We start from the raw sequence: 19,955 nt of genomic DNA, 5'->3' as shown, positions 1-19,955 counted from the left end.
AAAAGGTGGTGCTTCAAAAATGGATGTACAATTTCCAATTGGTAAATTAGCAGTTCCTGAAAATGTGACATTAGATAATATTCAGGAGTGGGCAAAACAAATAGAAACGTATTCAACTCGTATAAATGAAACGGTGGCTGGATTAAGCACCGAAGAATTAAACAAAACATACCGTGAAGGCGCCTGGACAGTCCGCCAGCTTGTACACCATATTGCAGACTCACAGTTGAATATGTATCAACGTTTAAAACTTGCTTTAACAGACGATAATCCTACGGTACCGGCTTTTGATGAAGAAAAGTGGGCAGTTCAGCCGGATACCGAAATTCCTGTTGAAAGCTCTCTTAAAATGCTGGAGGGGATTAATGAGCGTATTGTAGCTTTAGCGCATCATTTAACAGAAGAGCAATTAGGACGTGTATTCACGCACGAAACAAATGGTGAAATTTCTGTAGCGACTAAGGTAGCGAAACTGGCATGGCATGAAGAGCACCATTTAGCTCATATTAAAATCGCATTATCAAAATAATAGCTCATTACAGAATTGGCTTATCTAAACTTGATAAGCCAATTTTTGGTATGATGAGTATTATCTCTAAATAGCTAGGGGGTGTAAATTTGATTTACTACGAACAATACGGGGATCCTAATCGTCCGACAATCATACTTTTACATGGGGCAATGGCAGTACATACATTTGCACAGCAATATAATTTATTGAAAGAGTATCATATCGTTTTACCTCATTTATATGGCGCAGGAAAGTCAGTTGAAATACTTTACGAACCCGAAAAATTATCGCTGGAAATTGTAGAATTGATAAGGGCACTTAAGAAGCCGAATGTTGGTATTATTGGTCATTCTATTGGCGCTCAGCTTGCGGTCAAATTAGTAAGTGGCAATCCAGAGCTGTTTTCATTTGCTGTGTTTCTTAGCGCGAATATATCGCCGAATGAAAAGACAATTCAAATGTATTGTAAATTTGCTCCTATAACTGTGAGGCTGCTGCGATCAAATTGGATTGTAAAAATGCAGGGGAAGTATTGGAATTATTCGAAGGAGCAGGCGAATGATATGGGGGAGTATGCCCAAAAAATTACCGAAGAGAATTACAGAGCGTTTTTCACTGAAACGTTAAATATTATCAATCTACCTCACTTTTATAAAGTTTCAGTACCGATGCTTGCGATTTGTGGTGAGCGTGAAAGCAAAGACATAAAAGATTCCCTTAAATTGCTAGGGGAAAATGAGCATTGTAATGCAGCGACTATTTCAAAAGCAGGTCATGATTTCCCGATGCGTAATGCCGAGAAGTTAAACCCGATTTTAATCGAGTTTATTCAAAGGCTATAAACAATGGTACGGATTACGAGACTAATTGGTGCGGTTGAAGCGAAAGCTACCCATTAAGAATAAGGGAACTGTCTAAAAGAGTACCATTAGATTCATACGGATTTACAACGATAAGAAATATACCCGATTTTATGCAATACCACTCCCAACACAGCTCTCAGTTAAAGTTGGCTAAACTATTGCTGGAACTGACTTTATGAAAGCGTGCATAAAACAACATATACATAATGTTCCAGCAAAAAGCCATAAACGTTAAATTATCAGTGTTTATGGCTTTTTGACGTGTTCTCAAACTTTCAGAACGTTTATTAAGTTTGTTTTGTATTCTTTATAAATCCTTATTGAACTAACTTCTCTTTCTCAACAATAAATAGAAAATAAAGCCACTAAGAGTAAATATAACCGTACCAACAAAGACCTTTACTAATGAGACACTTATTTGAATATCATCAGTTGTTGCATCTTTTATCTCCATTACTGACCACCAGTTATCAATTGAAGATTCATATATAGAGAAGTATAGCCATAATAAATAACAAAAGAAAACAAATAAAAAAACACCGAATTTTCTATTCATAACATTCCCTTTCTCCAGACGGTATCCCAATAAGGGGTGCATTTTTTCATTTCTCTTTTTCTTGTAGATATTAATTCTGCATTGTCTTTGTCTCATACTAACTATATAAAGCATCAAATGTAGGTTGAATTACGCCATTTTCTACAATATCATTTAATACAGTCCTTTTTATTAACTCAATCGAATCTATTGTTACTGATGATTCGCCTGTCCATTCAAATGGAACAACGAGATGATAAGTTTCTTTTGATATAAGTTCGAATCCAAAATTCCCTATAAGAAATTCACCTGTTTTAGCCTCTTCCTGTTCACTGCAACCTATTACCGTAAATATTAAGCACAAGAAACTTACACATAATAAAATTTTTTCATATTTAAAGCTTTTTCGTAAAGCATATTATGCGGTTTGCTTCGGTAAAGCCTAATTTTAAATGTACATGGAGGCTTGCTGTATTGGACAGTTCACAATCACTCGCAAACTCCGTGCAGCCTTTATCCTTTGACCATTGTTCACATGCTTGAACTAGACCTTTTGCAAAGCCTTGCTCACGGTAATGTTCAACTACGTATAAACCTTCCAAATATCCAACAGGACTTGAATCTGTTCCTTCTACATAGTCGTATCGAAGCTGACATTGAGCAAACCCAATCACTTCCTCCTCACTAAAACCCAAAAAGATAGCACTGTTAGGATTCTCAATCGCTTCTTCCATGTTTTGAATGAATTCCTGTAAATCATTATCTGGCCAAAGTTGTAAAGCAAGTTGTGCTGTCACAGTTGCCTGTTCAATCGAAGCTAATTTAATCATAGTATCCTCCTAATTGGAAATATAATAATATAATATCAAAATTTGAGAATCAATTTCTTAAATAGAAAAAATATATTTCTGATAATCTCTCTTAATTTTTTACTTTCTAATAGATGTTTTGTACTATATATTAGTAGGATAAAATATTTACCGAAATTTAAATTAGGGGGATCTAAATGAGTATTTATAATTATTTGGCAAGAAAAACGAACGGTGAGATTTTATCGATGGAAACGTATCGAAATCAAGTGATGTTAATTGTCAATACGGCTAGTAATTGTGGTTTTACATATCAATATGAGGATTTACAAAAATTATTTGAACGATACGGCAATAAAGGTTTTAACGTTCTTTCATTTCCATGCAATCAATTCGGTGAGCAAAACCCCGAAGATGGTGCAACGTCTGCACTGCAATGTAAAACGCAGTTCGGGGTGTCTTACCAAGTATTCGATAAAATAGATGTTAATGGCAAGGAGACTCATCCTTTATTCAACTATTTAAAACATGAAGTTGATTGTCCTGAATTTGTCCGCGATACAATGCAGCAAAAACATTTGTATGACAGAATTCAGACAAATTACCCTGACTATTTAATTGGCCGCAATATACGTTGGAATTTCACGAAATTTCTCGTAGACCGTAATGGCCGTGTCATTCAAAGATTTGAGCCGGATAGTTCGTTTATAGATATTGAAAAGGCTATTGAAACGTTGCTATAATCGTCAGCTTTTCAAAAAAAGATACTAAAAAGAGCAAACACGCATAATTGCGCATTTGCTCTTTTAATTTTAAGCGTTTTTCTTCGTTCGGGTTGTGCGCTTTCTTGGTGCTGGTTTTTTCGTTTTTTCGAGTGATGCTTGAAGGGCAGACATTAAATCTGTCACATTATCAGGAAGTGGTCGTTTTTCATTGACTGATACGGTACTTCCAGCCTTTTTATCTTCAATTAATTGCATTAGCGCCGTACGGTATTCATCTGTATATTTTGAAGGGTCGAACACGGTTGTCAATTGTTCAACTAACATGAGCGCAGTATCGAGCTCCTTTTGAACAACAGTATCCACATCCGGTATATTTGGTACATCACCGACACTTCTCACCTCATCAGGGAAATGGATTGTCTCCATAACTAAAGCATCCTTGTAAACCCGGACCACCGCTAATTGTTCTTTGGAACGTATGATGATTTTTGCAACACCGATCTTACCGGATTCTTCTAATGTCCTTCTTAGTAATGCGTAAGCTTTTGACCCAGTTGCATCGGGGGAGAGAAAATACGTTTTTTCAAAATAAATGGGGTCAATTTCTTCTAACTTTACAAAATCTATAATTTCAACTGCTTTATCATCATTTTCTTTACGTAAATTTTCCAATTCTTCGGCATCCAGTATGACAAATTTATTTTTGGAGTACTCATAAGCCTTTACGATATCTTCCTCAGTTACTTCTTTCTCACAGCCTTCACATACTTTTTTATAGCTTATTGGCGTATTACATTCTTTATGAAGTTGCCTTAGTTTAATATCCTTATTTTCAGTAGCCGCATGAAGTTTCACTGGAATATTGACTAATCCAAAGCTAATACTTCCTTTCCAGACAGTATGCATGCATATTTCACCTCATTTTTCCTTACTATGGAGCTAAAGATTAATTTTTATGTATTGTCTTAGTGAAAAAAACTAAAGATAGTAGAAAAACGAAAGTTGGTTGGAAATTTGAAACCAATGTTATTAACTGATTCAAATGAAATACCAGTCGGTGATTGGTTATATGAATCGAAGTATGATGGTTACCGTTGCATTCTATCATGGGATAAAGACATACATTATCCAGTTTTGAAATCAAGAAACGATAATATACTTAATGAAAAATTCCCGGAAATTATAAAGTACTGTGAGAGTATCTACGACAAGATAGCCCCACATTTACCCCTAATATTGGACGGGGAAGTGGTTTACCTTAAAAATGATTTTCAAAGTGAATTTTCTATTGTACAAAAGCGGGGAAGAATGAATAATCCCCAAACTATTAATTCCAATGCCGATACTTTTCCTTGTCACTATATTACCTTTGATATATTGCAATATAAGGGGAAGCCAAAATTAAATAGCCAGTTGACTACTAGAAAGCAAATGTTGACAAAGTTTTTTGATTCGATAAATCACCCTACAACTGTAAGTTACATTGATGAGAGGCGACTGCAGGCAATTGATGCTGTTGAAGATAGTGATTTAATTTGGGAAAGGGTGAAAACGCATAATGGGGAAGGGGTTATTGCCAAGAAAAAAACAAGTAAATGGGTTGAAGGAACAAGATCAACAAGCTGGCTAAAAATTAAAAACTGGAAATATGTAGATGTTATCTTAACAAAATTCGATAAATCCAATGGCTTTTTTGCAGGTGCAATTTATAAAGAGGATAATCTACTGGAAATTGTCTCATTTAAACACGGTCTAAAAGAAGAGGAAAATAAAACACTAACGACTTTTTTTAAGACATATGGCACTTCACTAGGTAATGAAGTTTCGGAAATCCCTCCTTCCATATGTGTTTCAATTGCCTGTATCGATTTTGATGGCAGTAAATTAAGGGAACCAAGATTTCATTCTTTCCAGCATACTATAAATCCCGACGAATGCAGCTGGAACAATATGCAACGTCAATTAAATCCAATACCTGAAAATGTAGTTGTAACACATCCAGATAAACCGGTCTTTCCGGTAAATGCGATTATTAAAGATGATTATTTACTTTATCTTCAAAAGGTCGCACCGTTTATGATGCCTTTTTTAAAGGATCGGTTATTAACAGTTATCCGTTACCCTCATGGCTTACCAGGGGAAAGTTTTTATCAGAAAAACTACCTAGAAAATATACCGGACTATGTAACAACACATATTGCTGAAGAAACGAATTGTGTTATTTGCAATAATATCGAAACGCTTTTATGGCTAGGAAACCAATTAGCTATAGAATTTCACATTCCATTTCAGACGATTCATACGGATAAACCTACCGAAATCGTTTTTGATTTGGACCCACCATCCGTGGAGGAATTTCATTTAGCGGTGAATGCTGCATTAAAACTTAAAGCAATACTGGATCATTTTAGTCTGCAATCATTTATTAAAATCTCAGGTGGGAAAGGAATGCAAGTCTATATTCCGCTGCCTTTCAACACTTTTACATATAAAGAAACCGGTATTTTTACTGAATTTGTATGTAAATTTTTAGAACAACAGTATCCTAAATGGTTTACAGTAGAGCGACTCAAAAAAAACAGAGAAAATAGATTGTATTTAGATTACGTCCAGCATCGGGAAGGGAAGACAATTGTAGCGCCCTATTCTACGCGGGGCAACGCAAATGGATTGGTAGCCGCGCCTTTATACTGGGATGAGGTCAACGAACATTTGAAGCCGAAAAAGTTTACCACTATTCATGTCATGGAACGCATTCGTATACTCGGTAATCCATTTAGAGAATTTAAGGAAGCTGGAGAAAATCAACCTTTCAAAACGGCTTTGGATCAAATGAATGGTCTAGGTTAACAACTATTAAAAGGGGCACTCGGGGGAAGTGACCCTTTTAAATGTTAGCAACAGATGGTTGGTTTTTATTTATACAAGCTATTAATAGGCGAAAGAAGCGCCGACAATAACTAAAAGAATGAATAGTACAACAATTAGGACGAATGTTGAACCAGTACCGCCGCCACTATTTCCACCACCACCGTATCCGTAGCCGTAGTTGTTATTACCTTGGTATCCTTCTTGGTATCCTTGATATCCCATCAATGTCACCTCCTTCTTCGTTATCCTATTCAACGAAAGAGGAATGATTAGGGGCATTAGAACATAAATATTTAGATTGTGTTATTTATTGTTACAATTCGCCATTTTTAAAGCTATTGATGAAAAAATTATAGCTTATGAAATTGAAAAGCAAGCACAGCTAACCTTTAAAGGCATTAACAATTTCTTTGGTGTTACTTCGATTGAGCCGAATCCGCCTGAAAATACTAATCCGACAGGAGATGATGAAATTATGTTAACTGAAACAGGACGTCAAGAAATTCGAGCGCTAATGCGAAAAGCTCGTGATAAAGGCATTATTAATGTAGAAGTGCATACAGTTACCAAAATCAATCAATATAGCGATATGCAACAGCTTAGTTACCAGGCAACTATTATTTCGAATAAATTAAAGCCCTATACCTGTAAAAAGGTATAGGGCTTTTTTTGCCACACATAGAATAGTCATGGAATGCATTATACGGCCATTCAGCCCATGTTAATAGCATCACTGGCTTTTTATAAAGTATATCGCTCCATTAAGGAATTTAACTCGCGATTTAATTCCGTAAGTATTTCACTAGCATTAGCAACATCGGCAATTGCTTTAATCTGTTCATCTATAGAAGCAGCAATTTCCTGTACTGAAGCGGCCGTCTGTTCTGATACGCTGGATGCACTTTCGATGCCTTCAATCATCAACTTATTATGGGATGTCATAACGTCCATTTCTTTATTGACTACTATTATCGATTCAGCAATTTGACTAATCGAATCAGACATCTGATTGAATTTGCTTTGTGTCAAGACAACATCTTCGTTTAATTTTTTAGAAGTTTTCATTGTTCCTTCTACAGTTTTGACTGTTTTAGTAGTTTCGGAAACTATTGATGTAACTACCTCTTGTACTTGGTGAGTTGCATTTTTGGATTGCTCTGCTAGTTTCCTTATTTCGTCGGCAACTACTGAAAATCCTCTGCCATACTCACCTGCTCTTGCTGCTTCAATACTCGCATTTAATGCTAACAGATTTGTCTGTTCTGCGATTGTTTCAATTGTCTCCATCACCTGTGTAATTTGGTTTACTTTACTATTTAAATTTTTAATTTCATAACTGACTTCTTGTGATGCCGTTAAAGAATCATTATTTGATTGTTGCAATTGATGAACTATTTCAATTCCCTCGGATGATATTTTTTCTGCATGTTTAGTAATGTCGTCCATAACTTTGCTTTGTTTTCCCATCGTTTCTATAGAGCTTGTTAATAGTTCTACTGTTCGGTTTATCTTGTCCAAATCCTGGGCTTGTTCTTGTGCACCAGTAGCAATTTCGGTAATCGCTCTGCCAACTTCTTCACTGCTGGCAGATGTTTCTTCTGAAATTGCCGATAAGTTAGTCGCTGAATCTAATAAATGCTCACTAGTGTTTTTGGTTTTTTTGACAAGTGTGCGCAGTTGCTGTGACATTGTATTAAAGGCAGTCGCAAGTTTTCCGATTTCATCACTTGATTCGGGTAGGTTGGTAACAACTATATGACCGTCAGCAATTTTGGCAGATGCTTCAGCTACTTCTTTTAGTGTATTAACTTTCCTTCGAATACCTAAATAAAATACAAGAGAACTTGAAGTAATGAGCACAACTGTTGCAACAAGGATAATATATTTTAAAATATTTAATCCTTCATAAAATTCATCTTGAAATACAGAAATCCCCACAGTCCAACCCCACGGCTCAAAAAATTCTGTATAGGCTGTTTTATCTTTAAATGAACCATCTGGTTGTTTATCAGAATAAACGACAAAGCGATCTGATTCATTTGTGGACTTGCCGCCTGTAACAATCTTTTCCCGATTGCTTCTGTTTAGTTCATCGGCAGGGGCACCACCTATTTTAGAAGGATGTAGCTGAAGAACCAAATTCTCGTCATAAGCTAAAATATAGCCATTATCTTTGTAAGTAAAACGGGATTTTTGATAATCGTATTCCCCATTTTCATTTACTGGTCCATTTAGAATAATTCTCGCTTGTTCTTTGCCTTCCTCCAGTGTTATTTTACCTATTTCCACTTCTTCATTGATTAATTCTAATGAAGCATAAGCTCCCTCGACAATGCTTTGTAGTTCTCCTTGACCTGATTTTAAGAGCTGATTTTTGGCAACAAAATAAGTTGTTGAGCCAATAATTACAACTGTCACAAGTATAATAACTGTAATCAGTAGCATTAACTTTCCTGAGATGCTTCGTAACTGTAAACTTTTCTTTTTCATTTGTTTTCCCCCAATATTATATATATTCGACAATAATCTACAAATTTCAACGATATCAAAGTTATTTTAAATATTCGAATATTGATTGTCTGGAAAGGCAGGAAAAGGAGGGATTTTGGATTCTTTTAAGAAAAGAGAAAAATTAGAAGGGAAACTAGAAAAAATATTAGCAGATGAATCCCCCAACCTTAAAAAAAGATAGAACCATAGCAGAGGATAAAAGAGGCTTAATGATATTGAAGGATAAGTTTAATAATGAAGAGGCTTTTAGGCAGTTGATGTGAATATTATGAGTAGTCTGTGATGGTAATGAAGTAATAGGGGGAAGGGAGCAGTTACGCAACTGGGTAGCCCAAGAAATGAAAAGAATATTAGGGATGAAATACCTTACGCCTGATAGAAAATAAAATCGAAGAATGTTGATTCAAAACCCTTACAACACAAGCCTTTTAGCGCTATAATACCTCTAGAGGTGAAGAGAATGTTTATTTCAGAAACAACAGTAGAAGTGCGTTATGCTGAAACCGATCAGATGGGTGTTGTGTATCATGCAAATTATCTTGTATGGTGCGAAATAGGGCGTACGCAAATTCTAAAGGATTTAGGGTTTAATTATGCAAAGCTTGAGGAAGATGGCTACTTATCGCCAGTTATGGACTTTTCGATTCAGTACAAGGCAGCAATGCGCTATGGACAGACTGCGACAGTACGGACTTGGATCGAGGAGCATACGAAGCTGCGTACTACATATGGCTATGAAATTTTACATGAAGACGGAACTATTGCTGTAACGGCAAAGTCTCAGCATATTTTAGTGAAAAAGGAAAATTTCCGCCCAGTAGCATTAAAAAAGGTAGACCCAGAGTGGGATGCTAAATATGCAGAAGTGGCGAAAATTAAGGGTTAATACTTAATTATTTTATATGAACTAAAAGGAGCTTAACTGTACAAACAGTTAGGCTCCTTTAATTTTAAATTCCAGGTGGTAAAGGTATCTATTATACTATTTTACTATATATGGATATAATTAGGGCGAGACAATAGCAGATTATGGGGGAAGAAGCATGCAATTTTTTAAAAGTCCATTAGGAGTGACAATTTTATTTACACTAGTTGCGCTCGGTTTTCAATTAACAGCTTTCGCGGAAACATTTCAGACGATTTGGTTATTTAGTTTGCTCGCTATTGCGACATTTTTTATCCATGAACTAGGGCATGCCTTGTTTGCAGTGGCGGCAGGGTATCAGTTTAACTTTTTAACGGCCGGACCTATTACGATTGAACGTAATAAGATTAGCGTTAATAAAAGCTGGGCGTTTTTCGGTGGCGTCGCAAGTTGTTTGCCAAAAACAGATGACTTACAAATTATTCGTCGTCAACATCTTTGGTTTGCAGCAGGGGGACCAATTATTTCGCTAATAGTAGGTAGCAGTTCTCTTATTTTAGGTTATATTCTTAATTTGCAAATTATATTATTTTTCGGAATGTTGAATGTAGTTATTTTTCTAGTGACAGCTATTCCATTTAACGGAGGAATGAAATCAGATGGACGTGTAATACTGGAACTACTATCGGGTAAAGATCAGAATCAGTTCGTTAGCTCGCTTATACTGATGAAAGAAATGATGACACCGGTTCATCCGACATCATGGTCAAGCAATTTAGTGGAGCAAGCAAGAACAGTACAACCAAGTGAGGAAAATATTAGTACTAGCTATTTGCTGTTTTACTATGATTTATTGAAGCATAATTTTGAAACTGCTTCACAATCCATAACTGAGTATAAATCAATCCCAGTGACAAAGAAAAATAAAATGACAATGCAATTCATTACACATATAAAGCAACTGGATTTAGTGATGCAGAGGCATACAGCATTAGAGGAAATGTACGACTTACATAAGATGATGGCGCCAATTGAGCCGATTAGCTTTAAGCGTAGTGAGTGGATGATTGCGAAACTTTCCGGAAATGAAGCTTTGGCATCGACTAAACTAGCAGAACACCGCAAACAAATCGAACAAGGTAAATCACAATTCGGATTTTTCTATGCGGAAGAAAGACTGACAGATTTAGTTGAGGAAAAGTTAAAGTAATGTCTAGAGATTAATGAAAGCACTGGGCAGGTATTTAAAGAGGTCAATCCAGCTATAATATCGAAATGTTTATATAATTAACCGGAACGGAGTTGGTGTGGTTGGGGGAGACAATATACAAACGAATACATATTATTGGCTCTGTTGGAAGTGGTAAAACAACTTTAGCAAAGGAACTATCTTCAACGTTCAATATACCGTATTACGAATTAGATAATGTAGTATGGATCAGGCATGAGTCTGGAGATATAAGAAGAACGGAACAAGAAAGACAAGCATATTTAAATAGTATATTACAGTTAGACAGTTGGATCATTGAAGGAATACACAATGAAGACTGGGTAAGCGGTTGTTTTCATAGTGCAGATTTAATTTTATTTTTAAATACAAAATACTCAATAAGAACTTACCGTATTATAAAGAGGTTTTTAAAACAAAAATTTCGAATAGAGCAAGCAAATTATAAACCAACATTAACTATTTTCTTTAAAATGTTTAAATGGAATCGTTATTTTGAAGAAGTTGGTAAGGTTAATTTTTTCAGTAAATATGGGATACATAAAGATAAGATAAAGGTTATTAATAATACCAAAAGTGTGAAGAAGTACTTTAATTAAAATGCTATTTATTAAAAATAAATTCTAAACAGTATAACCCCTTCCTAATTTTATGAAAGGGGTTATACTTATTTTAATAATAGCTAAAATCAGATTCTTAATTTTTGTTAATTTCTTTTTCAAAAATTAGTTCAAAGTTCTCTGCAGACCCATAACCGACAACACTTGGTGCAAAAATTTGAACGAGTCTCCAGCCATTTTTTGCCTCTTCATTTACAATTTCACGGTAATCCTCTTTTGCCGTTGCCTTCATTAATCCTTGCTTTAATTCAATTTGAATAAATTTGTATTCATACATCATTATTCACCCCCTCAGGCTTAGTAAAATTTCTCCCATTATAAAATTCGTTAAGTATATGGTTAAACCTTTAATAAATATGAAATTTAAAATAAAAATATAACTGGTAAGAATAGTTAAGCAAATGGTCACATGACACCCTTTATACAATTGCTCTTACTAAAAATATGCTTTAAAGGCGAAATACAACTATATAATATTTTTGCACGTGCGCCCATAATATTGATATAATAAAGGTTATGATTAAATGATAAGGGAGGTGTGTTCATGTCATCAAAAACAATAGCGAATGTGCAAACTCGCTGCCATATTTTACTTACAAATACTGCGCGGGAAGCGATGAAGGAGCATGTTCCTGATGAACACGCCTTTTTTAATTTACAGCAATATTTTGTCGTCGCAATTGAAAAAGTTTCTGTGGAAGATGATCAAACACATATTACGATTTATTTTGATAATGAAAAAAATTTAAAGCTGAAAAGTAAGTTTGATGATCGTGTTGTCATTATGGACTGTGTGTTTGATCAAAAGAATGGTCTCGTTGCAAAAAGCTTCCGTTCACGTGGTAAAGGTACACCAGTCGTAACGAATCGCCGCGCAATGATGAAAATTCATTTTGTCGCTTCACGTATTAGTGGGCATACATACCAAGCGCCGTTTTTACAGGCCATTGCCGAGCTACCAATAGCACAGGAACGCTTTGAATACGTAAATAAAAGAATTAGTAGCTGGGAAGGCTATTTAAAAGTTTTAAATAAAAATGCAGATATTGAAGATATACATGCCCGTTTTTCAGCCGTTACATATGATGCTGACTTTACACATATGACATTACGTATTTCAAATCTAGATAATAAACATTGGAAGCAGATTGAAGGCTTAAGTGCCCGACTACGCGGTTATATACAGGAGATTGGAGACGTCGCAAAGGTTCGTCGAAATGAAAATACAGTTGAAATTGCTTTAAAGCCTTATTACAGTAACTTGGCCCGCAGAAATGAACTTAATTTTCAATCAGAAGATGTTGAATTTTCCAATGCTGCGACAAAATCACAGCTTAAGCGCTTATTAAAAGGTTTTGAGCGGTTAAAAGAAGGATTAGCGGCCAATGCCAATTTGGAAACAATTTTATTTGAAGACAAACCAACGATTGCAGAGCGGAAACAGCCTCTATCAATCGATTTTCATAATCAGTTAAATATTTATCAGCAACAGGCAGTTGAAGGGGCAATGAGTGCAGAAGATTTATATGTCATTCAAGGCCCACCCGGTACCGGTAAAACAACGGTAATTTCGGAAATTTGCTACCAAAATGCCAAAGCTGGATTAAAAACTCTCGTCGCATCCCAATCAAATTTAGCTGTAGATAATGCGTTAAGTCGTCTATTGTCGAATAAGGATATTCGAATTCTTCGTTATGGACGTACAGAAAGTATTGAAGAAGAAGGCAAAAAGTTTATTGAAGAAAATGTAGCAGCGTATTGGCAGGAGCAAACGTTTAACGCGATCGGTCATGAAATTTCATTGCATACAAAAAAAGAACAGCTTTTAAATGAAGAAATTGAACATGCACAAAAGGAAATTCAAGCGCTAAATGAACAAAAGCTAGAACTTGAAAAGCAAATCCAGCAAAAAGAAGCGGCGAAAGCTGAACTCCATGTATTGGCGGAAAAAATTAGTGCATTAAAAAAAGAGTTGACGTTATGCAAGAAAGAACTTGAGGAAAATGAACGTAAACTCGAAAAACTACAAACAGCGCAAAGTACAACAGCTGAAACAGTCGCAAACTTCGATCAGCAATTAGCAGATGGAATGACTGTTGTTCAGCTTACAGAACAGCAGCAAAAGTTAAGTGAAGCGAAAATAGACTATGAAAAGCAAATTGCACAAAGTAAATACAAGTCACTTCTTCATCGTTATGAGCAACAGTATGAAGCGATTCAATTAAAAATCGAACGTGCGAATGAAACTTCGGAATATGGAAAGATAGTCGACAAAATTGCCTCTTTGAAAAAAGTGTATGAAATTGAAGCATTCATGACTGAATATAATATTCGCCGCAACTATGCAATGGATCGATTACTTACTGCTCTAGAGCGTATCCAGCCCCAAATGGAGCAATATAAGCCTATAAAGGATGTAAAGGAACGACTTGAAAAAGCACTGAATTACAGTGAAACAGCACTTGGCATTCATGTGACGCCAGATCAATTGGAAATGAATCATCATTATTCACTTGAAGAGGTACAGGAATTTTTAACAAAACTAAGCATGGCATTCCGCGACCGAAAAGTTAATGCACAAAACGGGACACGCTCAATCCAAGGTATCCATTTGCGCATGCAATATATTGATCAGCTGAACAATAAGTATATGGATTCGATTCGTGAAACTGTACTTATTTTTGAAAAGCTAAAAGAAGAAATAACGCTTCAGTTCAAGGAACAAAATGACGAAAAAGCACAGGTCCTTCAAAAATTACAGGAAGAAGCTGCTGCAACTCAAACTCAAATTGATTCCGTAAAAGGAAATGTAGATCCATCAATCGTCGTTAGCCATACAACGGATGAACTTGAAGATTTGCTCGCTACAAACGAGCTAGAGCAAATGAAATTTGAAACACAGCGCCAAAATCGAGAAAGATTAGAGCTTCAGCACAGTAAAAAAGCAGAAGAACTTGCGGTACTGGATGAACAAATTGCACTTGGCACTGCCACTGTTGAAGACATGACTACACGCTTTAAAGAAATCAACAGTGAAGGCGTGCAACTCGAAAAACGCCGTACAGAGCTTGAACAATTAACGAAGCTAAATCCAGAACAAGCTATTGTAGCTGTAAACGAAAAAATTGAGCATTTCACAACGCAAATTACAACATTACAAGTGAAGATCGATTTACTTCCCGTAACAGCCGAGCTTCAAAACGAGTGGTATGGTTTACTGAAAAATGCGAATGCGCACGATTTAGATGAAATCAGAAAATTATATGTGAAGCATGCGAATGTCATTGGCACGACATGTGTAGCGTCGGCAAATAAAGAGTTTATGGACAACTATCCAACTTTTGATGTTGTCATAATTGATGAAGTATCTAAGGCGACGCCACCTGAACTACTATTACCGATGTTAAAGGGCTCAAAGATCATATTAGTAGGAGATCATCATCAATTGCCACCATTAGTAGGAGATGCCACATTTGAAGAAACGTTGGAGCAAGTTGTAAAAGAAAGTACGACGTTTGAAGAAAAACGTGAACTCGAAAAATTACTGGAAGAATCTTTATTCGAACGCCTTTACAATAACTTACCAACTCAAAATAAAACGATGCTTGCTCTGCAATATCGTATGCATAAAAATATTATGTCAACTATCACACCGTTTTATGAAAATGAACAGGAAAGCCTGCAATGTGGTTTGGAAGATTCGGATGCTGTACGTGATCACTTCCTGCAAACTTCTAAAATTACGCGCGACAATCATTTAATGTGGCTGGATATTCCGAATGAAAAGCCGTATTTTGAACAGCGTGTAAAAGAAGGGTCAAGCTTATTCAATGTAGCGGAGCTTGATCAGATTAAACAGCAATTACTGGAAATGAATGAAGCGACTGAAAAAGCAAAAGCGGAAGGATTAATCCCGCAAGGTGCTCAGAAATCTGTTGGGGTCATTTCGTTTTATGCCGAGCAAGTAAGACGCATAAATCGTCTCATCGAACAGGAACTAAGCTTACCGCATCTACACATCCGCACAGGCTCGGTCGATAAGTTCCAGGGGATGGAGATGGATGTCATTATCGTCAGTATGGTGCGTAATCATGACCATGAGCGCGGAGAAATTGGGTTTGCCAAAGATTATCGCCGTCTAAATGTAGCATTATCCCGCGCACGTGAACTGCTTATTATGATCGGCAGTACCGATATGTTTACACAGCGTCCAAAACATGCGAAAACACGCGATATGTATTCCCATGTATTAAATACAGTAAAAGAGCAAAGTGGCTATTTTGCAATGTAAGGAAAGGTGTATACAGTGGATTTAAACAGCATAACCGGACAATTACAAAAAGAACTTAACGAAAATCCAAACATCGAAATTCAAAAGCAGATGCAATACGCCATTCCCATTCACACGTTGGAAGTGCACTATCATCCTGTTATGCGGAATGCGATGGATATTTTAATGAAGATGATGCTAATTTCATTTCAGAAGGCGAAGCTGAATAATGTCGAGCTTTTAGCGGAAATTTTATTAGTTGAACCGTTATTTATCCATGATTTAACGAATAAAATGTTACGAATGGGCATGATTGAAAAAGAAAATGAAGTGTTCACACTTACGGCAAAAGGAATGGCGCAGCTTGAATCGGGTATTTTTGAAGAGGAGCTTGAGCAAACAAGTCATTTTGTACAATATAGCCCGATTCATGAACAGCTGCTGGAAGGGGACCTAGAGGAGTTCTCTGATTTAGAGGAGTTTCCTGAACCGTTTCCGACGATTGAAAACGAGGAAATTGAAGCGATTGAAGAATCGATGCTGATTGAATTTATTCAGCGACAGTTAAGCGAACAACCATTGGCAGAACAGGAGGTCCCAACTTTTATTACAAAAGTTATATCGACCGAATCAATTCAAATTAATGATATTCCGGTTCTATGTTTTTTGCTTTTTGATCAAAAGGAAAAGCGACATTTTATGCGTGTATACAATACGTTAACAGGTGCATGGGATGAAAGGCTTGAAACGATTTTATTCAATTATGAGAAAGAGAATTTAAAGCCTGAGTAAATATATATTTTTTGAATTATTGCAAAACTTACACTACCGTGTTACACTAGTGTCAATTTAATAGTCTTATCAAGAGAAGCGGAGGGAACTGTGCCCGTAGATGCTTCAGCAACCTCTAGTACAACTAGAAAGGTGCTACTTCCAGCAAGGCAATGACCTTGGCAGATAAGAACGGGTATATAAACCTCTCATTTCTGTTGTGCTGGAATGAGGGGTTTTTTGTGTTTTTTCGGCAAGTATTCGATTACATGCTCCAATGATCAAACCCCTGCGGCTATTACAATGATTTATTTGAAAGGAAAGAAGCTCGAAAAAGCTTTGCGTTATTAAGCCAAGATTATTTAGAAAGATTAGAGGGGGAAAGTGCAATGCCAATTAATATTCCGAAACATTTACCTGCCGGTGAGCTGCTGAGAAGAGAGAAGATTTTCGTTATGGAGGAAGATCGTGCGAAAACTCAGCAAATTCGACCTTTGAATATTTTAGTGTTCAATTTAATGCCGGAAAAGGAAAAAACCGAGCTCCAATTATTGCGCTTACTAGGGAACACACCACTACAGGTAGATGTTACATTTTTAAATACCGCTACATACGAATCCAAAAACGTTTCCAAATCACATTTAGATACGTTCTACCAAACATTCGATGAGATTAAGCACCGCCGATATGATGGTCTTATTATCACTGGTGCACCAGTAGAGAAAATGCAATTTGAAGATGTAGGCTATTGGAAGGAAATTACCGATGTGATGGACTGGGCCGATCAAAATGTTACATCGATCATGTATATATGTTGGGGCGCACAAGCTGCACTGTATCATCATTTCGGTATCGGGAAGTTTGAGCTGCCTAAAAAATGCTCCGGCGTTTATTCGCATGTGATAACAGATTTAACGGTCGATTTAGTACGAGGCTTCAGTGATGAATATGTTGCACCTCATTCACGCCATACATCTGTCTCAATAGATGAAGTCCGTGCACACCCAGATTTGCGTCTGCTTAGCTATTCGGACGATGCGGGGGTATTTATCGTTCAATCAAAAAACAATAAGCATATCATGATTACAGGCCATTTAGAGTATGATGCGACGACTCTATCGGAAGAATATTTCCGAGATATTGAAAAGGATCCGGAAAATACAGAAGTTCCGATTAATTACTTCCCGAATAATGACCCACAAAATGCACCTAAAAATGTATGGCGTGCCCATTCACATCTGTTATTCTACAACTGGTTAAACTATTACGTATACCAAGAAACACCTTATGAATGGCATTTTGTTGAGGAAAATATCGAATATCACATATAAGAAAAGCCAGCAAGGGAATATCTTGCTGGCTCATTTTTATTTTACTGCAAGCCATGCACGCTCTTGTTCTATTTGTAAACTTACTTCACGGCCAAAAAAGTCACTCAGCAATTGTTCATTCAATATGACTTCGCGAGTATCTGCAGCTACGCTTTCACCATCCTTCATTAACAGCACATGGCTAAAACACGGTAAAATCTCTTCTACATGATGCGTTACATAAATAAGTGTAGGGGAGTGATTGCCTTGTGCTATTTGCTCAATCTTTTGCAGTAAATTTTCCCGCTCAATGAGATCAAGTCCGCCACATGGTTCATCTAATATTAATATTTCTGGTTCTGCCATTAAAGCACGTGCAATTTGTACACGTTGACGTTCACCTTGTGATAAATGCTCAAATGATTTATTTGCCAAATGATCACAATGAAACTGTTTCATAAAGGATAGTGCCTGCTCAATCTCCTCGTTGGACACGTCATTAAATAGACGGAGCGCACCGAATTTTCCGCTGAGCACAATTTCGATTGCATTATCCTGCCAGTTGAAGCTATCAATCATTGCATTGCTTACCCAGCCGATGCGTGTCCGTAGGGTAGGGATATATGTATTGCCGAAAGTTTCACCCAGTACTTGCACTTTACCTTTGTTTGGCCAAATATAGCCGTTGATTACTTTTAACAAGGTTGTTTTTCCTGAACCATTCAAGCCTAAAATGGCCCAATGCTGTCCTTTTTGTACATGCCAGCTTAAATTATTCAAAATTACTTTTTCATTCCGGTATAGTTGGACATTTTCAATCTGTATCATAAAAAAACACCTCCAATTACTACTATGCGGGATTTATTTTAATTACGGAAGTGTTTTTTGAATATTGTAACAATTGTTAATGAAAAAAAAGAAAGCAAACCTACTATGTTCGCTTTCTTCTCATTTTAAATTACGGCACTTTCTACACCTGCTGCACGGTAAAACAGCTTTTCATTCCATTTTAGGGCCCATTGAACAACCGGTCCTAAGCCGAATGCCATAAATACTGTCCCTATACCAACAGGACCGCCTAAAATGAAGCCTACAACAGCAACTGATACTTCCATTGTCGTACGTGCACGGTTTACGCTCCAGCCTAGGCGACGGACTAATAACAGCATTAATGTATCGCGTGGTCCAACACCGAGGTTAGCCACCATGTACATGCCACAACCAATACCTAGTAGCACAATACCTATTACAAACGATAAAGTTTGCTCCAAAAGGTTGTGTGCATTAGGTAGCACATACAAAAAGATATCAATAAAAATCCCCGTTAAAAACATATCTAAATAGGTACCTATTTTTGGTAGTCTTTTTGATAACATAGAGTCAATCGCTAAAATAATTAACCCTATAATGATGGACCATGCCCCGATTGTTAAACCGAGATTTTTATAAAGTCCTATATGGAGCACGTCCCATGAACCTACACCGATTGTTTGTCCTTTAATCGTTAAGGCAACACCTAGTGACAAAACGATAATCCCTGCGATAAAAAATAGGCAGCGCCAATAAAATCCTTGTTTCACTTTCAATTGTAATCCCTCTTCTTGTAATCAATATCTTTACACATTATATCGATTACAAGGATGAAAAACGGATTTACAATATATTTAAAATATTATAACTTTTTGAAAGCTATTTTTCATATGAATAGCTAAGTTCAGCAGTTGTTTCATCGACGTCTACAATTAGATGATGGTTACTAAAAAACCATTCATCGGATTTTTCAATAAAGAAGTGTACATTTTCTATAATGGTTTCAATCCCTATTTCATGGGGCTGCTCACGTGTCATTCCTAACGAAAATCCTTCATGAAAGGGAGATGAGCCTCCATAGCGTGCATAAAAGCGAATATAGTCTCCATGTTCTATTTCCATTTCTTCTTTAAACCATTCGACTGCTTTTTCTGTTAATTTAATTTCCATACAATTCACCTCTATTGTCATTATGCAGGAAATGAAAAAAACTTACAAAACCCGCGCTTGCTAAAACGAAACAAAAAAGGCTGAAG

General features: G+C 36.4%; 20 protein-coding genes and 1 riboswitch. Of the genes, 11 read left to right on the top strand and 9 right to left on the bottom strand.

Annotation, left to right across the window (positions count from 1 at the left end; translation table 11 throughout):
- Positions 1–19 precede the first annotated feature (19 nt).
- Positions 20–529: a YfiT family bacillithiol transferase gene (locus H9632_RS07145; RefSeq protein ID WP_191703426.1), complete on the top strand. Its 510-nt coding sequence runs from the start codon at positions 20–22 to the stop codon at positions 527–529.
- A gap of 89 nt (positions 530–618) precedes the next feature.
- Positions 619–1,353, top strand: a complete 735-nt coding sequence (locus H9632_RS07140) for an alpha/beta fold hydrolase (protein ID WP_191703425.1) — start codon at positions 619–621, stop codon at positions 1,351–1,353.
- Between the two features lie 674 nt (positions 1,354–2,027).
- On the opposite strand, the gene H9632_RS07135 is transcribed toward H9632_RS07140, so the two are convergent.
- Entirely contained in the window at positions 2,028–2,273 is a 246-nt protein-coding gene (locus H9632_RS07135) for a hypothetical protein (protein WP_191703424.1), read from the bottom strand.
- Between the two features lie 31 nt (positions 2,274–2,304).
- Positions 2,305–2,739, bottom strand: coding sequence for an aminoglycoside 6'-N-acetyltransferase (gene aac(6') / locus H9632_RS07130; protein ID WP_191703423.1), 435 nt, complete (start codon positions 2,737–2,739; stop codon positions 2,305–2,307).
- Positions 2,740–2,915: 176 nt separating this feature from the next.
- On the opposite strand from aac(6'), the gene H9632_RS07125 reads away from it, so the two are divergent.
- Positions 2,916–3,461: a glutathione peroxidase gene (locus H9632_RS07125; protein ID WP_191703422.1), complete on the top strand. Its 546-nt coding sequence runs from the start codon at positions 2,916–2,918 to the stop codon at positions 3,459–3,461.
- Between the two features lie 69 nt (positions 3,462–3,530).
- Here H9632_RS07125 and ku read toward each other — a convergent pair whose 3' ends face one another.
- On the bottom strand, positions 3,531–4,349 hold the full coding sequence (gene ku / locus H9632_RS07120; RefSeq protein ID WP_191703421.1) for a non-homologous end joining protein Ku: 819 nt from the start codon (positions 4,347–4,349) through the stop codon (positions 3,531–3,533).
- Between the two features lie 108 nt (positions 4,350–4,457).
- On the opposite strand from ku, the gene H9632_RS07115 reads away from it, so the two are divergent.
- Complete coding sequence (locus H9632_RS07115; RefSeq protein WP_191703420.1) at positions 4,458–6,293, top strand: DNA ligase D; 1,836 nt, start codon at positions 4,458–4,460, stop codon at positions 6,291–6,293.
- 81 nt (positions 6,294–6,374) lie between these two features.
- Here H9632_RS07115 and H9632_RS19060 read toward each other — a convergent pair whose 3' ends face one another.
- On the bottom strand, positions 6,375–6,536 hold the full coding sequence (locus tag H9632_RS19060) for a YjcZ family sporulation protein (protein ID WP_191703419.1): 162 nt from the start codon (positions 6,534–6,536) through the stop codon (positions 6,375–6,377).
- 88 nt (positions 6,537–6,624) lie between these two features.
- Here H9632_RS19060 and H9632_RS07105 point away from each other — a divergent pair, with 88 nt between their 5' ends.
- A complete protein-coding gene (locus tag H9632_RS07105; protein ID WP_191703418.1) occupies positions 6,625–6,975 on the top strand; it encodes a hypothetical protein in 351 nt (116 codons plus the stop codon).
- Between the two features lie 80 nt (positions 6,976–7,055).
- Here H9632_RS07105 and H9632_RS07100 read toward each other — a convergent pair whose 3' ends face one another.
- Positions 7,056–8,804: a methyl-accepting chemotaxis protein gene (locus tag H9632_RS07100; protein ID WP_191703417.1), complete on the bottom strand. Its 1,749-nt coding sequence runs from the start codon at positions 8,802–8,804 to the stop codon at positions 7,056–7,058.
- A 481-nt stretch (positions 8,805–9,285) separates the two neighbouring features.
- On the opposite strand from H9632_RS07100, the gene H9632_RS07095 reads away from it, so the two are divergent.
- From H9632_RS07095 to H9632_RS07085, 3 genes are all read left to right on the top strand, one after another.
- Entirely contained in the window at positions 9,286–9,711 is a 426-nt protein-coding gene (locus tag H9632_RS07095) for an acyl-CoA thioesterase (protein ID WP_191703416.1), read from the top strand.
- Positions 9,712–9,868: 157 nt separating this feature from the next.
- On the top strand, positions 9,869–10,900 hold the full coding sequence (locus H9632_RS07090) for a site-2 protease family protein (RefSeq protein ID WP_191703415.1): 1,032 nt from the start codon (positions 9,869–9,871) through the stop codon (positions 10,898–10,900).
- Between the two features lie 101 nt (positions 10,901–11,001).
- Entirely contained in the window at positions 11,002–11,517 is a 516-nt protein-coding gene (locus tag H9632_RS07085) for a P-loop NTPase family protein (RefSeq protein WP_191703414.1), read from the top strand.
- 97 nt (positions 11,518–11,614) lie between these two features.
- Here H9632_RS07085 and H9632_RS07080 read toward each other — a convergent pair whose 3' ends face one another.
- Positions 11,615–11,815, bottom strand: a complete 201-nt coding sequence (locus H9632_RS07080) for a DUF4177 domain-containing protein (protein ID WP_191703513.1) — start codon at positions 11,813–11,815, stop codon at positions 11,615–11,617.
- Between the two features lie 267 nt (positions 11,816–12,082).
- On the opposite strand from H9632_RS07080, the gene H9632_RS07075 reads away from it, so the two are divergent.
- From H9632_RS07075 to metA, 3 genes are all read left to right on the top strand, one after another.
- On the top strand, positions 12,083–15,829 hold the full coding sequence (locus H9632_RS07075; protein WP_191703413.1) for an AAA domain-containing protein: 3,747 nt from the start codon (positions 12,083–12,085) through the stop codon (positions 15,827–15,829).
- A gap of 15 nt (positions 15,830–15,844) precedes the next feature.
- Positions 15,845–16,600, top strand: coding sequence for a nucleoside-diphosphate sugar epimerase (locus tag H9632_RS07070; RefSeq protein ID WP_191703412.1), 756 nt, complete (start codon positions 15,845–15,847; stop codon positions 16,598–16,600).
- Between the two features lie 63 nt (positions 16,601–16,663).
- A riboswitch (SAM riboswitch) is annotated at positions 16,664–16,772 on the top strand.
- A 196-nt stretch (positions 16,773–16,968) separates the two neighbouring features.
- Positions 16,969–17,910, top strand: a complete 942-nt coding sequence (gene metA / locus H9632_RS07065) for a homoserine O-acetyltransferase MetA (RefSeq protein ID WP_191703411.1) — start codon at positions 16,969–16,971, stop codon at positions 17,908–17,910.
- A gap of 36 nt (positions 17,911–17,946) precedes the next feature.
- On the opposite strand, the gene H9632_RS07060 is transcribed toward metA, so the two are convergent.
- The 3 genes from H9632_RS07060 to H9632_RS07050 all read right to left on the bottom strand — a co-directional run bounded on the left by H9632_RS07060 (position 17,947) and on the right by H9632_RS07050 (position 19,869).
- On the bottom strand, positions 17,947–18,717 hold the full coding sequence (locus H9632_RS07060; protein ID WP_191703410.1) for an ABC transporter ATP-binding protein: 771 nt from the start codon (positions 18,715–18,717) through the stop codon (positions 17,947–17,949).
- Positions 18,718–18,842: 125 nt separating this feature from the next.
- Positions 18,843–19,469 (bottom strand): YczE/YyaS/YitT family protein, encoded by a 627-nt coding sequence (locus H9632_RS07055; protein WP_191703512.1) that lies wholly within the window; start codon positions 19,467–19,469, stop codon positions 18,843–18,845.
- A 109-nt stretch (positions 19,470–19,578) separates the two neighbouring features.
- A complete protein-coding gene (locus tag H9632_RS07050) occupies positions 19,579–19,869 on the bottom strand; it encodes a HesB/YadR/YfhF family protein (protein ID WP_191703409.1) in 291 nt (96 codons plus the stop codon).
- Positions 19,870–19,955 lie beyond the last annotated feature (86 nt).

Origin of the sequence: Solibacillus merdavium (assembly GCF_014836935.1) — a bacterium.
Taxonomy (GTDB): Bacteria; Bacillota; Bacilli; order Bacillales_A; family Planococcaceae; genus Solibacillus; species Solibacillus ferritrahens.
The sequence above is the reverse complement of the archived record's forward strand: the minus strand, read 5'-3'. Positions and strand labels throughout refer to the sequence as shown.